An 18,974-nucleotide genomic window follows, 5' to 3' on the forward strand; every position below is an offset into this window, starting at 1 on the left:
CGCAGCTTCACCTCGCGCGGATGCAGGCTGCCGGCCTGCACTTGCTGACGCAGCGCCTGTGCTTCGTTCACGCCGATCTCGAAGGACAGCAGTTCGATCCAGCGCCACATCAGCTCGTCGCCGATCTTCATGGTCTTGGTGACGATGTCGATCGCCGGCTCGCTGATGCCGATGTAGTTGCCCAGCGACTTGGACATCTTGTTGACCCCGTCCAGGCCCTCCAGCAACGGCATCGTCAGCACGATCTGCGCCGGCTGCCCGTAGTGCTCCTGCAGGCCGCGGCCCATCAGCAGGTTGAACTTCTGGTCGGTGCCGCCCAGTTCGACGTCGGCCTTCAGCGCCACCGAGTCGTAGCCCTGCACCAGCGGGTACAGGAACTCGTGGATGGCGATGGACTGCTGCGCCGCGTAGCGCTTGGCGAAGTCGTCGCGCTCGAGCATGCGCGCCACGGTGTGCTGGCCGGCCAGGCGAATCATGTCGGCCGCGCTCATCTGCCCGAACCATTCGGAGTTGAAGCGGACCTCGGTGCGCTCCCGGTCCAGCACCTTGAACACCTGCTCCTCGTAGGTGCGGGCGTTGGCCAGCACGTCCTCGCGGGTCAGCGGCTTGCGGGTGACGTTCTTGCCGGTGGGGTCGCCGATCATCCCGGTGAAGTCGCCGATCAGGAAGATCACCTGGTGTCCCAGGTCCTGGAACTGGCGCATCTTGTTCAACAGCACGGTGTGACCGATGTGCAGGTCCGGCGCGGTGGGATCGAAGCCGGCCTTGATCCGCAGCGGGCGGCCGCTGCGCAGGCGGGCCTCCAGTTCTTCACGCTTGAGGATTTCGTCGGCACCGCGGCCGATCAGGACAAGGGACTCTTCGATCGTGGACAAAACAGGAACTCCGGCGAGTGGCTTCAACAAACGTGAATGGCGTTAAGAGCGAGTTAACCGTGCAGCCAGGTGAAAATTCGAGCCGGCTCAATGGTTTGACGCGCTGTGGAACGATGTTTATGGTAGCCGAGTTTTGAGCTCGCGCTTCGGGCTCGTGAGGAAGCCTTGATGCCCAACAGTGATCAGGAACGCGCGCGCCGGCAGCGGTTCCAGCAACGCCTTCACGTTCTCCACGACACTGCGCTGCATCGCAAGTTGAAGGAACATCTTCCCGCCGGCCGCTGGACGCGCCGCCACTGGATCCACGCCAGCCTGTTCGCCACCATCGGTGCGATGGTCGCCACGATCGTCCCGGGCTTCTCCAACGCCATCGACGTGCCGCTGCAGACCACGCAGGCGACGCTGGCGCTGCCGTTGCCGCCGATCTCGCTTGCCCAGCAACAGCAGGCGGCGATCACCGACAACTGGCAGGTGGTGCGGATCGAATCCGGACAGACCCTGGGCTCGGTGTTCGAGAAGCTCGGCCTCCCCGCCACGGTGATGCAGCGGGTGCTGGACCATCCGGGCACCCACGACGCGCTGACCAAGCTGCGTCCAGGCGCCGAGATCGGCTTCGACCTGGCGACGACGGGCGATCTGCGCGCCCTGCGCTTCGACCGCGATGCCATCCACCGGGTGGAACTGTCGCTGCTGGACGACGACATCAAGGAAAAGGTGATCGAGCGCGAGACCAGCACGCGCACCGTGGTCACCAGCGGCGAGATCACCAGCTCACTGTACGTGGCCGCACGCAAGGCCGGGCTGTCGCCGTCGGCGATCGCGACGATGACCGACGAGATCTTCAAGTACGACATCGACTTCGACAAGGACCTGCAGCCGGGCGACCGCTTCAGCGTGGTCATGGACGAGACCTGGCGCGAAGGCGAGCGCATCGACACCAGCAAGATCCTGGCGGCGACCTTCACCACCCGCGGCAAGACCTACAGCGGCTTCCGCTTCGAGCGCGGCGGCAAGCCGGCCGAATATTTCGACGTGACCGGGCGGCCACTGAAGAAGAGCTTCATCCGCATGCCGGTGTCCTACAGCCGCATCAGCTCCACTTTCGGCGCGCGCAAGCACCCGGTGCTGGGCACCATGCGCATGCACAAGGGCATCGACTACGCGGCGCCGACCGGCACCCCGATCATGGCCGCCGGCGATGCACGGGTGCAGTTCGTCGGCACCCAGCGCGGCTACGGCAACGTGGTGATCCTGGATCACGGCAAGGGCTACAGCACGCTGTACGGGCACATGTCGCGCTTCGGCGGGATCAAGGCCGGCCAGCGCATCAACCAGGGCACGGTGATCGGCTATGTCGGCATGACCGGCATGGCCACCGGTCCGCACCTGCACTACGAATTCCGCGTGGACGGGGTGCAGCGCAATCCGGCCTCGGTGACGATGCCGCCGCCGACCCCGCTGGCCGGGGCCGAACTGGCCGCGTTCCGTGCGCAGACCTCGCCGGCGCTGGCGCGCATCCAGCGCGTGGAGAAGCTGATCTACGCCGATGCCGGCGAGCCGGACGCGAAGAAGAAGAAGGTCGTCGCGTCGTCCAAGGCCGCCACGTCGCACGACGCCGGCTGAGCGCCGGTAGCCGGTTCCGCCGCGCCGCGCATTGACGGGCGGCGGCGCCTGGCCCACGCTGCGGCGCCGACCGCCGCCTGGTGTCTTGCATGCCCTCGCCTTCCGCCGTTCCCGACGACGCCCTGTTCCTGGGCCTGATGTCCGGCACCAGCGCCGACGGCATCGATGCCGCGCTGGTGCGCTTCGACCACGACGGCAACCCGCAGCTGCAGCTGGGGCGCACCTATGCGTGGGCACCGCAGCAGCGCGCGGTGCTGATCGCGCTGGGCGAAGGCGGCGACATCGCCTCGCTGGACGCGCTGGGCCAGCTCGATGCAGAGGTCGCGATCGCCTTCGCCGAGGCGGCGCTGCGCCTGCTCGACGACGCCGGGGTGGCGCCGGCCGCGGTGCGCGCGATCGGGTCGCACGGGCAGACCGTGCGCCATCGCCCTCTGGCCGACCCCGCCTTCACCTGGCAGCTCGGCGACGGCAACCGCATCGCCGAACTGACCGGCATCGCCACGGTCTGCGACTTCCGCCGCCGCGACGTCGCCGCCGGCGGCCATGGCGCACCGCTGATGCCGGCCTTCCATGCGGCGATGCTGGGGGCGGCGCACGAGGACCGGGCCGTGCTCAACCTCGGCGGCATCGGCAACCTGACCTTGCTGCCGGCGCACGGCGCGGTGCGCGGCTTCGACACCGGCCCGGCCAACGCGCTGCTCGATGCCTGGTGCCAGCGCCATCGCGGCCAGCCCTACGATGCGGGCGGCGCGTTCGCCGCCAGCGGCGCGGTCGACGCCGACCTGTTGCAGCGCCTGCTGGCCGATCCGTGGTTCGTGCTGCAGCCGCCCAAGAGCACCGGGCGCGAGCAGTTCCACCTGCGCTGGCTGGAGGCCTGCCTGGACACCCCGTCGCCTGCGCCGGCCGCGGTGCAGGCGACGCTGCTGGAACTGACCGCGGCCACCATCGCCGATGCGCTGCTGGCGCAGCAGCCGGCGACCCGGCAGTTGCTGGTGTGCGGCGGCGGCGTGCACAACCCGCTGTTGCTGGCGCGGCTGCAGGCGCGCTTGCCGGGGGTGCAGGTGCACTCGACCCAGGCGCAGGGCCTGGACCCGGACTACATCGAAGCGATGGGCTTCGCCTGGCTGGCCCGGCAGACCCTGGCCGGGCTGCCGGGCAACCTGCCGTCGGTCAGCGGCGCGCGCGGGCCGCGCATCCTCGGCGCGATCCACCCCGCGTAAGCGAGGCGTCGGGATTCAAAAGCCGCTGCCGGCCGGCAGCGCGCGCAAGGCCGCGATCGCCTCCGACAGCGCATCCACCTCGCGGTGCTCGAACCCGCTGCGCACGTCGTGCTCGCTGGAGAACAGGCCCTGCTCGATCAGCGCCAGCACCGCCTGGCGCTGGGTCCAGCCGCGCGCGACGGCGATGCGGCGGATGCGTTCGAGCAGGAACGGGTCGATATCGCGCAACACAAGGTCGCTCATGCGGACTCCCGGGCGGCGGCGCACGCGTGCGCCGTTGCCCATCATCCCCGTCCGGGGACGGCCTTTCAATCGCTGGACGGCAATGGCTGTGAGGGAGTTGCGGATGCGCGCCTCGTACACACGCGGCTGCTATGGCCGAGAAACCCAGCGATCAGGGTGTTTTCTGCACGCCCTCCTCTTCCCTCATTCGTGGCTCACGCCAGATGAGCCAGATGATCATCGGTAACGCAAGGATGCCAATCGCAGCGGTATAGACAAAGAACGGAGGATAGCCCCAGGCGTCCACGATCTTGCCCCATTGACTGGCGATCGACTTGGCGGGAAGGCTCCACAGGGTTCCGAACAGAGCGTATTGCGTCGCCGTGTAGTTCGGACTGGTCAGCGATGACATGTAGGCGATGAAGGCCGTCCCGGCGATACCGTTGGCCACGTTGTCGGCGCTGATCGCAGTCGCCAGCCAGGCGATCCCGGGGTGGATGCTGGCGATATGCGCGTAGATCAGGTTGGCGCCACTAAGCAGGACCAATCCGATCAGCAACGTCCGCGCTATGCCGTAACGACGGACCAGGATGCCTGCCAGAAAAGCGCCGACGATCGTCATGAGGATCCCATAGACTTTGGAGACCAATGCGATCTGTTCCAGCGTAAACCCCATGTCCAGATAGAACGTATTGGCCGCAACGCCCATCGTGGTGTAGTTGAGTCGGTAGGTGATCACCAGGGAAAGGGACAAGATGCCCACCTTCCAGCCCATCCGCGCAAAGAAATCGACGAACGGGCAGATCACGGCACCGATGCACCAAGCAACCGTCGCTCTGATCCACGCCGGCCAACGCTGCGCGCGCGTGCGGAACGCCTCCACCATGGGTTCGATCGGACGTATTGGACCGCTGGTGCCCGTCATGGGTTCGGCAATGCAGAGCGTCGTGACAAGACCGACCAATCCGCAGACCGCCATGATCAGGTAGGACGCCTTCCAGCCCAGTTCTGCCGCCAAGGTCAGGGCACCGGCGCCGGTACAGATCAGCGCCAACTGGTAGCCAGCCTGATAGGCGGCGACCATCGCGCCTTGCGTATCGGCCTGAGCCGCCTCGATTCGATAGGCGTCCACGACAATGTCCTGGGTTGCCGCGGCGAAAGCAGTGCAGACGGCAAGCAATGCCACCGCGCGCGCGTCCAGCGCGGGATTGGCCAGCGCGAGTGCGACCAGGCCGGCAACGACGCCGATCTGTGCAACCAGCATCCAGCTACGCCGCCGACCAAGTCGCGAGAGAACCGGGATCGGCAGACGGTCCACGATCGGCGACCAGAAGTACTTCAACGAGTACGCCAGCCCGACCAGACTGAAGTAGCCGATGGTGGTCCGGTCGATGCCGGCCTGGCGCAGACGCGCCGACAGCGTGGTCAGCACCAATGCGAACGGCAGCCCCGAGGAAAATCCCAGAAACAGCATCGCCCGCACCCGCGGGTTGGCGTATACGTCCAGCGACCGCCACCAAGCGCCCAGTGCTCCGATCACGTGCGGTAGTCCACCGTGAACGGCGCGTGGTCGGAGAAGCGCTGCGCGGTATAGATCGAACAGCCCTGCAGGCGCTCGCGCAGGGTCGGGGTGACGAACTGGTAGTCGATGCGCCAACCGACGTCGTTGGCGCGCGCCGCGCCGCGGTTGCTCCACCAGGTGTAGTCCTGGCCGTCCGGATGCAGCGCGCGGTAGGCGTCGACCCAGCCGCGGCCGCTGGCCGCATCGGCCTCCTCGGCGCGGTCGGCGCACAGGCCGTTGAGCCAGTCGCGCTCGGCCGGCAGGCAGCCGGAGTTCTTCTGGTTCGACTTCCAGTTCTTGATGTCCAGCGCCGAGCGCACGATGTTCCAGTCGCCGCACAGCACGTAGTCGCGGCCGCTGTGCAGCCACTCCACCAGGATCGGCCGCAGCCAGTCCATGACCTGGAACTTGTAGCCCTGGCGCAGCTCGCCGGAGGACCCGGAGGGAATGTAGAAGGACACCACGCTCAGGTTGCCGAAGCGCGCCTCGATGTAGCGGCCCTCCTCGTCGAACTCGGGCCAGCCCAGCGCGGTCCGCACCTCGTCCGGCTCGCGCTTGCTGTAGATGGCCACGCCGCTGTAGCCCTTCTTGGTGCTGGCGTCGCGGAACCAGACCCGGTAGCCATCCGGCAGGAACGCCGGCCCGGCCAGCTGATGCTCCTGCGCCTTGGTCTCCTGCACGCACAGCACATCCGCCTGCTGGGTGGCGAACCACTCGAAAAAGCCCTTGGTGGCGGCCGACCGCAGGCCGTTGGCGTTGAAGCTGATGATGCGCATGGGTGGGGAGCCGGGATTCGGGATTGGGGATGACGGGATTTGTGAAAGCATAGCCGGTCACGCCCATGCAGCGTCCGCGCATGGGGTACGCTTTTACGAATCCCCAATCCCCAATCCCGAATCCCGGCCCCCCCATGACCGACTACCGGCACCGTTTCCTGCAACTGGCCCTGGACGTGGAGGCGCTGCGCTTCGGCGAGTTCACGCTGAAGTCCGGGCGCCTCAGTCCGTATTTCTTCAATGCCGGGCGCTTCGACTCCGGTGCCAGCATGGCGCGGCTGGCGGCGTGCTACGCCGATGCGGCCGACGCCGCCGGGCTCGACTTCGACCTGCTGTTCGGCCCTGCCTACAAGGGCATTCCGCTGGCGACGGCGGTGGCCTGCGAGTACGCGCGGCGCGGGCGCGATTTGCCACTGGCGTTCAACCGCAAGGAAGCCAAGGCGCACGGCGAAGGCGGCAGCCTGATCGGCGCGCCGCTGGCCGGCCGCCGGGTGCTGATCGTGGACGACGTGATCACCGCCGGCACCGCGATCCGCGAGGCGCTGGGCATCATCCGCGCCGCCGGCGGCGAACCGGCCGCGATCCTGGTCGCGCTGGACCGCCAGGAGATCGCCGCCGAGGACGACCGCCGCTCGGCGGCGCAGGCAGTGGCCGCAGAAGCCGGCGTTCCTGTGGTCTCGGTCGCGCATCTGGGCGACCTGCTTGCATTCATCGACGGAAACGCAGACCTTGTCGGCTTCCGCGAACCGCTGCTGGCCTACCGGGCCCGCTACGGTTGCGCTTCGTCTGGCTGACAGCAGGGGGCTGCCACGATGCCGATCCGATCACGCACCCGCGTCCTGCCGGCCGTGTTGGCGCTGCTGGCCTTGCCGGTCGCCGCGCAACAGGCGTCGGCGCCGTCCAAGAAGCTGTACTGCTGGAACCAGGGCGGCCAACGTACCTGCAGCGATGCGTTGCCGCCGGAAGCGGTGAACCAGGCACGCGACGAGTTCAACGCCACCAGCGGCATGCGCAGCGCCGAGGTCGGGCGTGCGCTCAATGCCGAGGAACGCGCCGCGGCCGCGGCCGATGCCGCGCAGCAGCGCGCCGACCAGGCCGCGCTGGAGACGCGCAAGCGCACCGACCAGGCGATGCTGCTGTCGTACCAGACCGAGGACGAACTGCGCCGGGTGTTCGCCGAGCGCATCGGCATTGTCGACAACAACATCAACACCGCCCGCTACAACGTCGACAGCCTGCGCCAGGGTCTGATCGGCCTGCTGTCCGGCGCCGGCGCGCGCGAACTGGCCGGGCAGAGCGTGCCGGCCAAGACCGCCGACGACGTGCAGCAGCGGCACCGCGCCCTGCTGTGGCAACTGCGCATGCAGAAGAACTTCGAACAGCAGCGGCTCGGCTTGGATCAGGAAATCGAGGACGTGCTGCAGCGCTATCGCGCGGCCCGGGGCAACGGCCCGGCACAGTCCGCGACCACCGCCGGCGGCTGAGCCGTCGCACACCCCGGCGCCCGGACCAGGCCGGGCCCGCGACGCCGCCTCAGAAGGTCGGCGCCAGGCCCGGCAGCACGGCCTGCAGCTGGGCGCGGAACAGCGCCTTGATCCGCTCCAGCGCCGCCGCGTTGTCGGCTTCGAAGCGCAGCACCAGCGCCGGCGTGGTGTTGGAGGCGCGCACCAGGCCCCAGCCATCCGGGAAGTCGGCGCGCAGCCCGTCGATGGTCAGCAGCCGCGCGCCGGCGAACGGCGAGCCCTCCTGCTGCGCCTGGGCGACCAGCTCGGCGACCAGCGCATGCGCGTCCTGCCCGTCCACCGGCAGCTTGATCTCCGGCGTGGCCACGCTGTCGGGCAGTTCGGCCAGCACTTCCGACGGCGATTCCTCGCGCTGGGCCAGGATCTCCAGCAACCGCGCCGCCGCGTACAGGCCGTCGTCGAAGCCGTACCAGCGCTCCTTGAAGAAGAAGTGGCCGCTCATCTCGCCGGCCAGTTCGGCGTCGGTCTCGCGCATCTTCGCCTTGATCAGCGAATGCCCGGTCTTCCACACCAGCGGGCTGCCGCCGTTGCGCAGCACGTAGTCGGACAGCTTGCCGGTGCACTTGACGTCGTAGATCACCAGCGCGCCAGGATTGCGTTGCAGCACGTCGGCGGCGAACAGCATCAGCAGGCGGTCCGGGTAGATCACCGTGCCTTCCTTGGTGACCACGCCGAGGCGGTCGGCGTCGCCGTCGAAGGCCACGCCCAGGTCGGCGTCGAAGCGCCGCACCGTCTGCACCAGATCCTCGAGGTTGTGCGGCTCGCTGGGATCGGGATGGTGGTTGGGGAAGGTGCCGTCGACGTCGCAATACAGCGGCACGACCTCGGCGCCGATCGCTTCCAGCAGGCGCGGCGCCAGTTCGCCACCGACGCCGTTGCCGGCATCGGCCACCACCTTGAGCGGGCGGTCCAGCTGCACGTCGTCGGCGATGCGCTGGATGTAGTCGTCGCCGACATCGCGTTGCTGCAGCCGGCCCGGCTCCTCGGCCGTGGGCAGGCGGCCGGCGCTGATCCGCGCGTACAGGTCGGCGATGGCGGCGCCGGACAGGGTCTCGCCGCCGACCACGATCTTGAAGCCGTTGTAGTCGGCGGGGTTGTGGCTGCCGGTCACCGCCACGCAGCTGCCGGCGCGCAGGTGGTAGGCGGCGAAGTAGACCACCGGGGTCGGCGCCAGGCCGATGTCGGTGACATGGCAGCCGGCGCGGCGTAGGCCTTCGATCAGTGCGGCCGACAGCTCCGGCCCGGACAGGCGGCCATCGCGGCCGACCACCACCTCGTTGAGCCCCTGCTCCTGCATCACCGCGCCGATCGCCTGGCCGATCAGCGCCGCGACCTGCGGGCTGAGGTCGCGGCCGACCACGCCGCGGATGTCGTAGGCGCGGAAGATCTCCGGCGCCACCGTGAACGCCGGCACCGGCTTGGCCGGCGCGGCATCCTCGGTGGCAGACGGCGGCGGCGGGGGCGGCTCCTGGCGTTGCAGGCTCTGCTGCAGGGTGTGTTCTTCGGCCACCGCCGGGCCGGCGCGGCGCACCCGCGGCTGCGGCAGGCGCCCGCGCGCGGCCAGCAACAACAGCGCGCCCAGCACCAGGCACAGGCCGGCGACCAGCAGGCAGGGCAGTGCGCCCAGCCCCAGCGGACCGGCTTCGGTATCCGGCAGCGAGGCGACCATGCGCAGGCCGCTGTCGCCGACCGGGCGCGACATCGCGTCGGCGCGATCGTGCAGCGCATTGTCGCCGGCGGCGATCACGTCGTAGCCGCCCTGGCGCAGGGCCAGATAGCCGGTGCCCGGCACCGATGCCTGCGCGACCGGGTCGGTCAGCAGCGCCAGTGGCAGGCGCAGATACACCACTCCGGCGTTGCCGCCCAGCGAGACCGGCGCGGCCAGGCCCAGCCGCGGGCCGCCGCCGTCGCGGATCACCGCGCTGGCGAGCTTGCCGGTCATCAGGGCCTTCTCCAGCAGCGCCAGGCGGCCGTAGCCGAAGTGCGCCGCATCGGTGTAGCCCGGCTCCAGGTCGGCCGGCAGCACCTGCGCGTCCTCGGCCTGCGCCCAGTCCGCACGCAGGGCCTGGGCGGCGGCCGCGGCGTCGCCGCGGCGCAGGGCCGCCTGCACGGCCGGCTGCTGCAGGCGTTCGGACAGGCGTTTGCCCACGCCCGCCAGCGCCTGCTGGGTCTGCGTCACCGCGGCATCGCGCGCCTGCTCCAGGGTGGCGGCGGCCTGCTCGGCGCGCCATTGCTCGACCCCGCTCCAGCCGAACCAGACCACCAACAGCACCAGCAGCACCGTCAGCAGAGGCGCCACCTTGCGCAAACCCTGCGGCACCGGCCGCGCTTGTGTTGCCTCGCTCATGCAGACGATCCCCTGTCAGCGCACTCCGGTATGGCCGAATCCACCCGTTCCCCTGGCGCTGTCGGCGAAAGTATCCACCACCTGCAGGGCGACACGCACGACCGGCATCACCACCAGCTGCGCGATGCGGTCGCCGGGGGCGATGGTGAAGTCCTCGCGGCCGCGATTCCAGACGCTGATCAGCAGCGGCCCCTGGTAATCGGCGTCGATCAGGCCGGTGCCGTTGCCGAGCACGATGCCGTGGCGGTGGCCCAGGCCAGAGCGCGGCAGCACCACCGCGCACAGCTGCGGATCGGCGATGTAGATGGACAGGCCGCTGGGGATCAGCGCGGTGTCGCCCGGCGCCAGGGTCAGCGGCGCCTCGGTGGCCGCGCGCAAGTCGAGCCCGGCGCTGGCTTCGGTGGCGTAGTCGGGCAGCGGCCAGCTGTCGCCGAAGCGCGGATCCAGCAGCTTCACCTGCAGCGGATAGGGCGTGGGAGTGCTCATGCGTGCAGCCTCTGCGCGATCAGGTCCAGCAGTTGTTCGGCCAGCTGGGTCTTGGAGACCGCCGGGAAGTCGCGTTCGCCATCCTGCCAATAGGCGGTGGCCGCGTTCTGGTCGCTCTCGAAGCCGTTGCCGGCCACCCCCACCCGGTTGGCCACGATCAGGTCCAGGTGCTTGTCGGCGAGTTTGCCACGGGCATAGCGCTCGATGTCGTGGGTCTCGGCGGCGAAGCCGACCACCAGCTTCAGCGCCTGGGTCTGCGCGGCGACCTCGGCCAGGATGTCCGGAGTGCGGGTCAATTCGAGGGTGAGCGTCTCGCCGCTCTTCTTGATCTTCTGCGCCGCCACCTGTTTTGGCGTGTAATCGGCGACCGCCGCGGTGCCGATGTAGATGTCCGCCGGCAGCGCGCCGAGCACCGCCTCGCGCATCTGCGCGGCCGAGCGCACATCGATGCGCTGCACGCCGTCGGGCGTAGACAAATGCACCGGGCCGCTGACCAGCACCACCTCGGCGCCTTGCCGGACCGCGGCCGCGGCCAGCGCATAGCCCATCTTGCCGCTGCTGCGGTTGCCCAGGTAGCGCACCGGATCCAGGTCTTCGTAGGTGGGGCCGGCACTGATCACCACGCGCAGGCCGCGCAGGGCGGCAGTGCCGGTGCCCGCGCCGGAACGCGTCGTGACGGCGGCCACGGCCGGCTTGGCCGACGCGGCGCTGTGGTCGGTGCGCGCAACGAGCGCGGCGACGATCTGCTCCGGTTCGGCCAGGCGACCGGGGCCGGACTCGCCTTCGGCCAGCGGGCCATCGTTCGGGCCGACCACCTGTGCGCCGCGCGCGCGCAGGGTGGCGATGTTGGCCTGGGTGGCCGGATGCAGCCACATGCGGTGGTTCATCGCCGGGCACACGGTGAGCGGTGCGGTGCTGGCCAGGCACAGCGTGCCCACCAGGTCGTCGGCCAGCCCGTGCGCCAGGCGCGCCAGCAGGTCGGCAGTGGCCGGGGCCACCACCACCTGCTCGGCCCAGCGGGCCAGTTCCAGGTGACCCATCGCCTGCTCGGCGCCGCTGTCCCACAGCGTGGTGCGGGTGAGATGGCCGGACAGCGCCTGGAAGCTCAGCGGGGTGACGAACTGCTGCGCGCCGGCGGTCATCGCCACCTGCACCTCGGCGCCGGCGTCGCGCAGGCGCCGCACTAGTTCCAGCGCCTTGTAGGCGGCAATTCCCCCGCCGACGCACAACAGCACACGTCGCCCCGGCAGGGGCCTCTCGAAAATCGCGGTCACGTCGGGAATGTCCTACCCATACAAGGACGATTAGCTTACCCGATGGTTTTTGGCGGCCTGATACCGTTGCGCCATGTCGGCCGGCACCCTGGCGATATGCACATCTCCGACTGGCCCTGCGAAGAACGTCCCCGGGAAAAGCTGCTGGCACGCGGTCCCCGGGCCCTTTCCGACGCCGAACTGCTGGCGATCTTTCTCGGCTCCGGCCTGCCCGGCAGCGACGCGGTGCGCACCTCGCGCGACCTGCTGCAGCGGCACGGGCCGTTACGCACGCTGCTGGACCGGTCGCCCGGCGACCTGGTACGCCTGCCCGGGCTGGGCCCGGCGCGCGCCTGCCAGCTGTCGGCGGCGCTGGAGCTGGGCCAGCGCCACCTGGCCGCGGAACTGCAGCGCGGCGACACCCTCAGCAATCCGATCACCGCCGGCCGCTACTTCGCGCAACGCCTGCGGGCGCGGCCGTACGAGGTGTTCGCCGCGCTGTTCCTGGACACCCGGCACCGCTGGCTGGCGTTCGAGGAGCTGTTCCAGGGCACGCTGGACGGCGCCGAGGTGCATCCGCGCGAGGTGGTGCGGCGTGCGCTCACGCTCAACGCCGCCGCGGTGATCATCGGCCACAACCACCCGTCCGGAAACCCGGAACCCTCGCCCGCCGACCGCGCCGTCACAGAGCGGCTGAAACAGGCGCTGGACCTGATCGACGTGCGCCTGCTCGACCACTTCATCGTCGGCGACGGCGTGCCTGTCTCGATGGCCTCGCGCGGCTGGGCCTGAACCGAGGCGGCGGCTGGGCGTGCCATGTCGCGGGGCGCCGATCCCGGCGAGGCCGGCCCCGGGCCACGCCGGCGGTCAGCCGGCCCAGGCCCAGGCCCAGGGGCGCAGGCGCGTGCTGGTCGCGGCGTCGCGGCTGAGGTCGGGCTGAACCCGGGACGGGCCGGGAGGCGGCGGGTCGGGTAAAATCGCCGGTTCCGCGCTTCAAGCAGAGATCTCGTGAAATCCCAACTCCGCGCCCTGATCGGTCAAGGCATCGAAGCCTTGCGCGCCAATGGCACCCTGCCGGCCGACACCCTGCCGCCGGACTTCGTGGTCGAGCGGCCCAAGACCCGCGAGCACGGCGACTTCGCCACCAACGCGGCGATGCTGCTGGCCAAGGCCGCGCGCACCAATCCGCGCGCCCTGGCCCAGCAGCTGGTGGACGCGCTGCCGGCCAACGACGACGTCAGCAAGGTCGAGATCGCCGGCCCCGGCTTCATCAATTTCCATCTCGGTCCCGGCGCCTACCAGCGCGAGGTGCTGGCGGTGCTCAAGCAGGGCGAGGACTACGGCCGCAGCCTGGTCGGCAACGGCCGCACCGTGGGTGTGGAGTACGTCTCGGCCAACCCGACCGGGCCGCTGCACGTCGGCCACGGCCGCGCTGCGGCCATCGGCGACTGCCTGGCGCGCCTGCTCGAGGCCAACGGCTGGAACGCCAAGCGCGAGTTCTACTACAACGACGGCGGCAACCAGATCGAGAACCTGGCGCGCTCGGTGCAGGCGCGCGCTTTGGGCAAGACGCCCGACAGCCCCGACTGGCCGGAAGAAGGCTACCGCGGCGACTACATCCAGGACGTGGCCGACGCCTACATGGCCGGCGCTGCGGTCGACCTGGAAGGCCATGTGGTCACCGGCGCCAAGGATCCGCAGGACCTCGATGCGATCCGCCGCTTCGCCGTGGCCTATCTGCGCAACGAGCAGAACCACGACCTGGCCGCGTTCGGCGTGGATTTCGATATCTACTTCCTGGAAAGCTCGCTGTACCGCGACGGCAAGGTCGAGGAGGCGGTGCAGAAGCTGATCACCTCCGGCCATACCTACGAAGAGGGCGGCGCGCTGTGGCTGAAATCCACCGATTTCGGCGACGACAAGGACCGCGTGATGCGCAAGTCCGACGGCAGCTACACGTACTTCGTGCCGGACGTGGCCTACCACCTGAGCAAGTGGCAGCGCGGCTACGTGCGCGCCATCACCGAACTGGGCGCCGACCACCACGGCTCGCTGGCGCGCGTGCGTGCCGGCCTGCAGGCGATGGACCTGGGCATCCCCAAGGGTTGGCCGGAGTACGTGCTGCACCAGATGGTCACGGTGATGCGCGGCGGCGAGGAAGTGAAGCTGTCCAAGCGCGCCGGCAGCTACCTGACCCTGCGCGACCTGATCGAGGAAGCCGGCCGCGACGCCACGCGCTGGTTCCTGATCGCGCGCAAGCCCGATTCCCAGCTCACCTTCGACATCGACCTGGCGCGCCAGCAGAGCAACGACAACCCGGTGTTCTACGTGCAGTACGCGCATGCCCGGGTGTGCAGCCTGCTGCGCCAGGCGCAGGAGAAGAAGCTGGACTACGACCAGGCCGATGGCCAGGCGCAACTGAACCGGCTCAGCGACGCGACCTCGCTGGAACTGATGCAGGAACTCTCGCGCTACCCGGAAGTGGTGGAGAATGCGGGGCATGCGCTGGAGCCGCATCTGATCGCGCAATACCTGCGCGAACTGGCCACGGCCTTCCACACCTGGTACCACGGCACCCCGGTGCTGGTGGACGACGCCGGCGAACGCAACGCCAAGCTGACCCTGGCGGTGGCGGCGCAGCAGGTGCTGGCGAACGGTCTGAATCTCCTGGGCGTGTCGGCCCCGGAAAAAATGTGAGTGGAGAAGCGGTAAATGGCAGCACGACGCGGTAAGACCCAGGCCCGGCGCAACAGCGGCAACGGCACGCCCGGGTGGGTGTGGCTGATCGCCGGCGCGGCGATCGCCGCGGTGGTATTCCTCGGCGCGCCAGGGCTGTTCAAGAAGGACGGCGACTTCCTGCGCGTGGGCGGCCCGCGCGCCAATCCGGATGCGCAACCGGCGCCGGTGGCCGATGCCGACGTCGATGCGGCCCCGGACCTGCCCAAGCCCGCCGCCAACGCGGCCGGCAGCACCAAGCCGGAAGCGAAGAAGGACGGGCAGACCCAGTACGACTTCTACACCCTGCTGCCCGGCAAGGAAGTGCAGATGTCCGACGCCGAACTGGCCGCCAGCGCGCGCGCCGAGGCCATTCGCCAGGCCAAGGCGCAGGCCGCTGCAGGCACGGCCGCCACCGGCACCACTCCGGCCGCGGTCGCCACCGCACCGACCGCGACGGCGGCCAACCCGACCCCGCTGCCGGAGACGCCGAGCGCGGCCGCCAGCGCCCCCGCCGCCGCCAAACCGGCGGCCACCACGGCAACGCCGGCCGCGACCACCGCACCGGCGACTGCCGCGGCTGCGGCCGCGCCCGACAACGCGCGCTACATCCTGCAGGCCGGCTCGTTCGGCGCCTCCGGCGATGCCGAGTCGACCAAGGCCAAGCTGGCGATGCTGGGCCTGTCGGCGCGCGTGGAATCGGCGCAGATCAGCGGCAAGACCGTCTATCGCGTGCGCATGGGGCCGTACGGCACCGCCAGCGAACTGGCCGAGGCCAAGCAGAAGTTGAACGGCAGCGGGCTGTCGGCGATCGCGATCAAGGCGCAGTGAGGCTGGGATTGGGGAATCGGGATTGGGGAATGGGTGAAGCGGCTTTCTTGCCGTTTTCACCTGTACGTGCGTGGAAGCGTTGTCGCTGCTGACATTGGGCCGCGTTGGCTTGATATGACGTTGCAGTTCCACGGCAGCGTGCTGCCGGCGACTACGCAAAAGAATTAGCAGCCAGGGAATCTGGAATGGGGACGCGAGCACGTCCCGTTCCGCGCGACGAGGCCTGAAGACGCTTCGGATCCACGCGCTGCCGCGCCGCGCTGGCCCGTCTCAATCATCGAAGCCGACTTCCCCCGCGGGCACACGCGCTGTCGACGCGCGCGACCGGGTTTTGCTTTTACCATTCCCGATTCCCCACTCCCCATTTCCGGCCCCCCAATGACTCAGACCGCCCTGATCACCGGCGCCACCTCCGGTTTCGGCGCTGCCGCCGTGCGCCGCTTCGTCGATGCCGGCTGGCGCGTGATCGCCACCGGCCGCCGCGCCGAGCGCCTGCAGCCGCTGCTGGACGCCTTCGGCGCCGAGCGCGTGCACATCGCCGCCTTCGACATCCGCGACACCGACGCGCTGGACGCGATGCTGGCGGCGCTGCCCGAGGCGTTCCGCGGCATCGACCTGCTGGTCAACAACGCTGGCCTGGCCCAGGGCACGGCGCCGGCGCAGGCCGCGCAACTGGACGACTGGCGCACGATGATCGACACCAACATCACCGCGCTGGTGACGCTGACCCATCGCCTGCTGCCGACGCTGATCCAGCGCCGCGGCGCGATCATCAACATCAGTTCGGTCGCCGCGCTGTATCCCTATCCCGGCGGCAACACCTACGGCGGCACCAAGGCCTTCGTCAGCCAGTTCTCGCTGGGCCTGCGCTCGGATCTGCATGGCACCGGCGTGCGCGTCACCGCGATCGAACCCGGCATGGCCGAGACCGAGTTCACCCTGGTCCGCACCCATGGCGACCAGAAGGCCTCGGACACGCTCTACCAGGGTGCGCAGCCGATGACCGCCGAGGACATCGCCGAACAGATCTTCTGGGTGGCGACGCTGCCGCCGCATCTGAACATCAATCGATTGGAAATCATGCCGGTGACGCAGTCCTTCGCCGGCTTCCAGGTCGCGCGGCAACCGGTCTGAACGGCCGCGGGGCCGCTCCGCGCGGTCCCGCCACGTCCCGTCTCTCTCGCGCCCATGCGGCGAAGGCCCCTCTGCCGCACGGTCGGGACGGACGCTTGTCGCGCCGGCCTGCTGGCGATTCCGACAACTTCTTAACGAAATGATATAACATTACCTGATCGGGGCCGCGTTCGTACGTCGGACCACGCACCACCCGCTCGCCCGCAGCCCAGCCGCTGCCGCCAGTCTCCACTCCCCTTGTCCGCAGCCACCATGAAGACCTACACCCATGCCCTCGCCGTGCTGGCCGGGCTCGCGGCCGGCGACGGCGCCGCGCAGACGATACCCGACACCACCACCACGCTCGGCACCGTGGAAGCGCGGCGCCACAGCGCCGCCTCGCTGTCCACGCGCAACATCCTCAGCTCGGTCGACGTGCTCGGCAGCGAGCAGATCGCCGACAAGCAGGTCATGAACAGCTGGGAGTTGTTGGGGCAGATGCCCGGCATGCAACTCACCGAAACCCGGCAGGGTGCCGAGTCCGGCAAGGTCACCTTCCGCGCCTTCAACGGCGAGGGCTACATCAACGGCATCAAGGTGCTGATCGACGGCGTGCCGAGCAACGTCAACAGCGGCAACCAACGCTTCATCGACATGATCTTCCCGCTGGAGATCGCCTACATCGAGGTGGTGCGCGGCACCAACGATCCGCGTTACGGCCTGCACAACATCGGCGGCAACTTCAACATCGCCACCCGCCAGGGCGGCGACTACCAGGACCTGCGGCTGAGCTACGGCAGTTTCGCCACCCGCGAACTGCAGTACGCCGTCGGCCATGAGGCCGATGGCCTGGCGCAGAACTATTTCGTCGGCGCGCAGGCCGCGCATGGCTATCGCCAGCACGACAGCTCGCGCAAGTACACCCTCGGCGGCAAATGGTTCTACGGCGAAGACGACGATGCCGCACGCATCGGCCTGATCGCACGCGCCTACCACCACGAGGCCGACGAATCGGGCTTCCTCACCGCCACCGAGTTGGCCGAGGACCGCGACCAGTCGCCGCCGAAGAACGCCAACGACGGCGACGACCGCGACATGCGCCAGGCCAGCGTGCACGCCGACTTCAAGCTCGGCGACGGCTTGCAATTGCGCAACACGCTGTACCTCAACCGTTACCAGGACGACCGCCGGATCACCTTCACCCGCTACCCGCTGGGCAACGCGCCACGGCAGCGTCGGCAATGGGACGAAACCCAGACCGGGTTGCTCAGCACCGTCACCTGGCAGGCCAGCGATCTGCTGAGCTTGGAAGGCGGCTTCAACGCCGAGCACCAGAACAACCGTTACCGGCGCTCGCGCTACGCTTACAGCGTGCCGACCGATTTCGACCGTGCGCCGGCACGCGTGCAGAACGACGACCGCTACAGCCTGGATAACCTCGGCCTGTACCTGCAGGCGGTGATCCAACCGAGCGATGCGCTGAAGATCGTCCCCGCATTCCGCATCGACCGCTTCTCCGGCGAGACCGCGCTGCCCGGCGGCGTGCATGCACCGCTGCAGCGCTACGGCTGGATCGACCAGCCCAAGCTCAGCGTGATCTACGCGCTGACCCCGCAGCTGAGCGTGTACGCCAACTGGGGCCGCACCTTCCAGATCCTCACCGGCTCGACCGCCCCGGCCTACCTGACGCCCGGGCAGAGCACGTTCCGGCCCTCGATCAATACCGGCAAGGAGCTGGGCCTGAAACTGCAGCCGGTCGCCGGTACCGAGGCGCGCGTGGCGGTCTGGCGCCAGGATGCCACCGACGAAGTGGCCAACATGCCCAGCACCGGCACCACGGTCGGGCTCGGCCAGACCCGCCGGCAGGGCGTGGACCTGCAACTGAGCACGCAACTGGGCGAGCGCTGGACGCTGTGGCTGTCGCACGCGATCCAGGAAGCCAAGGTGGTCAGCGCCTTTACCGCGAGCGGCGAGTCGCTGCGCGGGCGCGAGGTGTTCTCCACCCCGCGCTACATCAGCAACGCCGGCGTCGACTACCGGCCCGATGCACGCTGGAAGCTGGGGCTGCAGGCGCGCGCGCAAGGCGACTACTACATCGACGAACGCAATACCCAGGGCAAGTACGGCGGCTTCCGCGTGGTCGATGCCAGCGTGCGCTACCAGCTCAGCCCGCGCACCAGCCTCGACCTGCAGGTCAAGAATCTCACCGACGCCCGCTACGCCTACGTCTGGTACGACAACTTCTTCTGGGGCGGCAACGACCAGCCGATGTTCTCGCCGGCGCCCGGACGCGCGGCCTATCTCGGCTTCGAACTGCGCCTGTAGCCATCGCCGACGTCGGCGCGGTCCGCTGCGGTCGCGCCTCTGCCTCCCCGGTGCCGTCCGGGGCACGCAGGTGCCACGGCGCGGTTGCCTGCGTGGCGCAGACA

16 protein-coding genes (1 of these 16 only partly in view) are annotated in these 18,974 nt (G+C 69.4%); 9 read left to right on the forward strand and 7 right to left on the reverse strand.

All coding sequences use genetic code 11. The features are described from left to right. A protein-coding gene (gene tyrS / locus SLW52_RS06395) for a tyrosine--tRNA ligase (protein ID WP_152238789.1) crosses the window boundary here: on the reverse strand, positions 1 to 875 show its 5' portion. Its footprint begins 337 nt before the window's first position; only the first 875 of its 1,212 coding nucleotides appear in the window; it begins with the start codon at positions 873 to 875; its stop codon lies off the left edge, out of view. Positions 876 to 1,043: 168 nt separating this feature from the next. Here tyrS and SLW52_RS06400 point away from each other — a divergent pair, with 168 nt between their 5' ends. Continuing rightward, positions 1,044 to 2,498, forward strand: a complete 1,455-nt coding sequence (locus tag SLW52_RS06400) for a peptidoglycan DD-metalloendopeptidase family protein (RefSeq protein WP_320739769.1) — start codon at positions 1,044 to 1,046, stop codon at positions 2,496 to 2,498. Between the two features lie 89 nt (positions 2,499 to 2,587). Beyond that, positions 2,588 to 3,718 (forward strand): anhydro-N-acetylmuramic acid kinase, encoded by a 1,131-nt coding sequence (locus tag SLW52_RS06405; RefSeq protein WP_295912185.1) that lies wholly within the window; start codon positions 2,588 to 2,590, stop codon positions 3,716 to 3,718. 15 nt (positions 3,719 to 3,733) lie between these two features. Here the strand turns inward: SLW52_RS06405 and SLW52_RS06410 are convergent, their stop codons facing one another. From SLW52_RS06410 to SLW52_RS06420, 3 genes are all read right to left on the reverse strand, one after another. Further along, the gene (locus SLW52_RS06410) at positions 3,734 to 3,961 is read right to left on the reverse strand and encodes a hypothetical protein (protein ID WP_026143529.1); all 228 of its coding nucleotides are present in this window, start codon (positions 3,959 to 3,961) and stop codon (positions 3,734 to 3,736) included. 151 nt (positions 3,962 to 4,112) lie between these two features. After that, on the reverse strand, positions 4,113 to 5,480 hold the full coding sequence (locus tag SLW52_RS06415) for an MFS transporter (protein WP_152181182.1): 1,368 nt from the start codon (positions 5,478 to 5,480) through the stop codon (positions 4,113 to 4,115). After that, positions 5,477 to 6,277 (reverse strand): exodeoxyribonuclease III, encoded by an 801-nt coding sequence (locus tag SLW52_RS06420; protein ID WP_017912369.1) that lies wholly within the window; start codon positions 6,275 to 6,277, stop codon positions 5,477 to 5,479. Before SLW52_RS06420 ends, SLW52_RS06415 begins: the two co-directional genes overlap by 4 nt. A 134-nt stretch (positions 6,278 to 6,411) precedes the next feature. Between SLW52_RS06420 and pyrE the strand changes: the two genes are divergently transcribed. Together pyrE and SLW52_RS06430 are read left to right on the forward strand one after the other, a co-directional pair. Further along, positions 6,412 to 7,071, forward strand: coding sequence for an orotate phosphoribosyltransferase (pyrE, locus tag SLW52_RS06425; RefSeq protein ID WP_017907592.1), 660 nt, complete (start codon positions 6,412 to 6,414; stop codon positions 7,069 to 7,071). Positions 7,072 to 7,089: 18 nt separating this feature from the next. Beyond that, positions 7,090 to 7,761 carry a hypothetical protein gene (locus tag SLW52_RS06430; protein ID WP_193312657.1) on the forward strand — a complete coding sequence of 224 codons (672 nt, stop codon included), beginning with the start codon at positions 7,090 to 7,092 and terminating at the stop codon, positions 7,759 to 7,761. Positions 7,762 to 7,810: 49 nt separating this feature from the next. Here the strand turns inward: SLW52_RS06430 and SLW52_RS06435 are convergent, their stop codons facing one another. From SLW52_RS06435 to coaBC, 3 genes are read right to left on the reverse strand one after another with little or no spacing between them, the layout of a single operon-like run. Further along, entirely contained in the window at positions 7,811 to 10,147 is a 2,337-nt protein-coding gene (locus SLW52_RS06435; protein ID WP_320739771.1) for a phosphomannomutase/phosphoglucomutase, read from the reverse strand. Positions 10,148 to 10,162: 15 nt separating this feature from the next. Next, positions 10,163 to 10,633, reverse strand: a complete 471-nt coding sequence (gene dut, locus SLW52_RS06440; RefSeq protein ID WP_017907877.1) for a dUTP diphosphatase — start codon at positions 10,631 to 10,633, stop codon at positions 10,163 to 10,165. Further along, the gene (coaBC, locus tag SLW52_RS06445) at positions 10,630 to 11,907 is read right to left on the reverse strand and encodes a bifunctional phosphopantothenoylcysteine decarboxylase/phosphopantothenate--cysteine ligase CoaBC (RefSeq protein ID WP_267085585.1); all 1,278 of its coding nucleotides are present in this window, start codon (positions 11,905 to 11,907) and stop codon (positions 10,630 to 10,632) included. Before coaBC ends, dut begins: the two co-directional genes overlap by 4 nt. Positions 11,908 to 12,003: 96 nt before the next feature. Between coaBC and radC the strand changes: the two genes are divergently transcribed. The 5 genes from radC to SLW52_RS06470 all read left to right on the forward strand — a co-directional run bounded on the left by radC (position 12,004) and on the right by SLW52_RS06470 (position 18,870). Then, positions 12,004 to 12,678: a DNA repair protein RadC gene (gene radC / locus SLW52_RS06450; RefSeq protein WP_017907879.1), complete on the forward strand. Its 675-nt coding sequence runs from the start codon at positions 12,004 to 12,006 to the stop codon at positions 12,676 to 12,678. 216 nt (positions 12,679 to 12,894) lie between these two features. Further along, positions 12,895 to 14,583, forward strand: a complete 1,689-nt coding sequence (gene argS / locus SLW52_RS06455; protein WP_017907880.1) for an arginine--tRNA ligase — start codon at positions 12,895 to 12,897, stop codon at positions 14,581 to 14,583. A gap of 15 nt (positions 14,584 to 14,598) precedes the next feature. Beyond that, positions 14,599 to 15,432, forward strand: a complete 834-nt coding sequence (locus SLW52_RS06460; protein WP_267108021.1) for an SPOR domain-containing protein — start codon at positions 14,599 to 14,601, stop codon at positions 15,430 to 15,432. Between the two features lie 378 nt (positions 15,433 to 15,810). After that, a complete protein-coding gene (locus SLW52_RS06465) occupies positions 15,811 to 16,566 on the forward strand; it encodes an SDR family NAD(P)-dependent oxidoreductase (RefSeq protein WP_267121820.1) in 756 nt (251 codons plus the stop codon). 252 nt (positions 16,567 to 16,818) lie between these two features. Continuing rightward, complete coding sequence (locus SLW52_RS06470; protein WP_320739772.1) at positions 16,819 to 18,870, forward strand: TonB-dependent receptor; 2,052 nt, start codon at positions 16,819 to 16,821, stop codon at positions 18,868 to 18,870. Positions 18,871 to 18,974 lie beyond the last annotated feature (104 nt).

Origin of the sequence: Xanthomonas sp. LF02-5, assembly GCF_034105325.1 — a bacterium.
GTDB lineage: Bacteria > Pseudomonadota > Gammaproteobacteria > Xanthomonadales > Xanthomonadaceae > Xanthomonas_A > Xanthomonas_A sontii.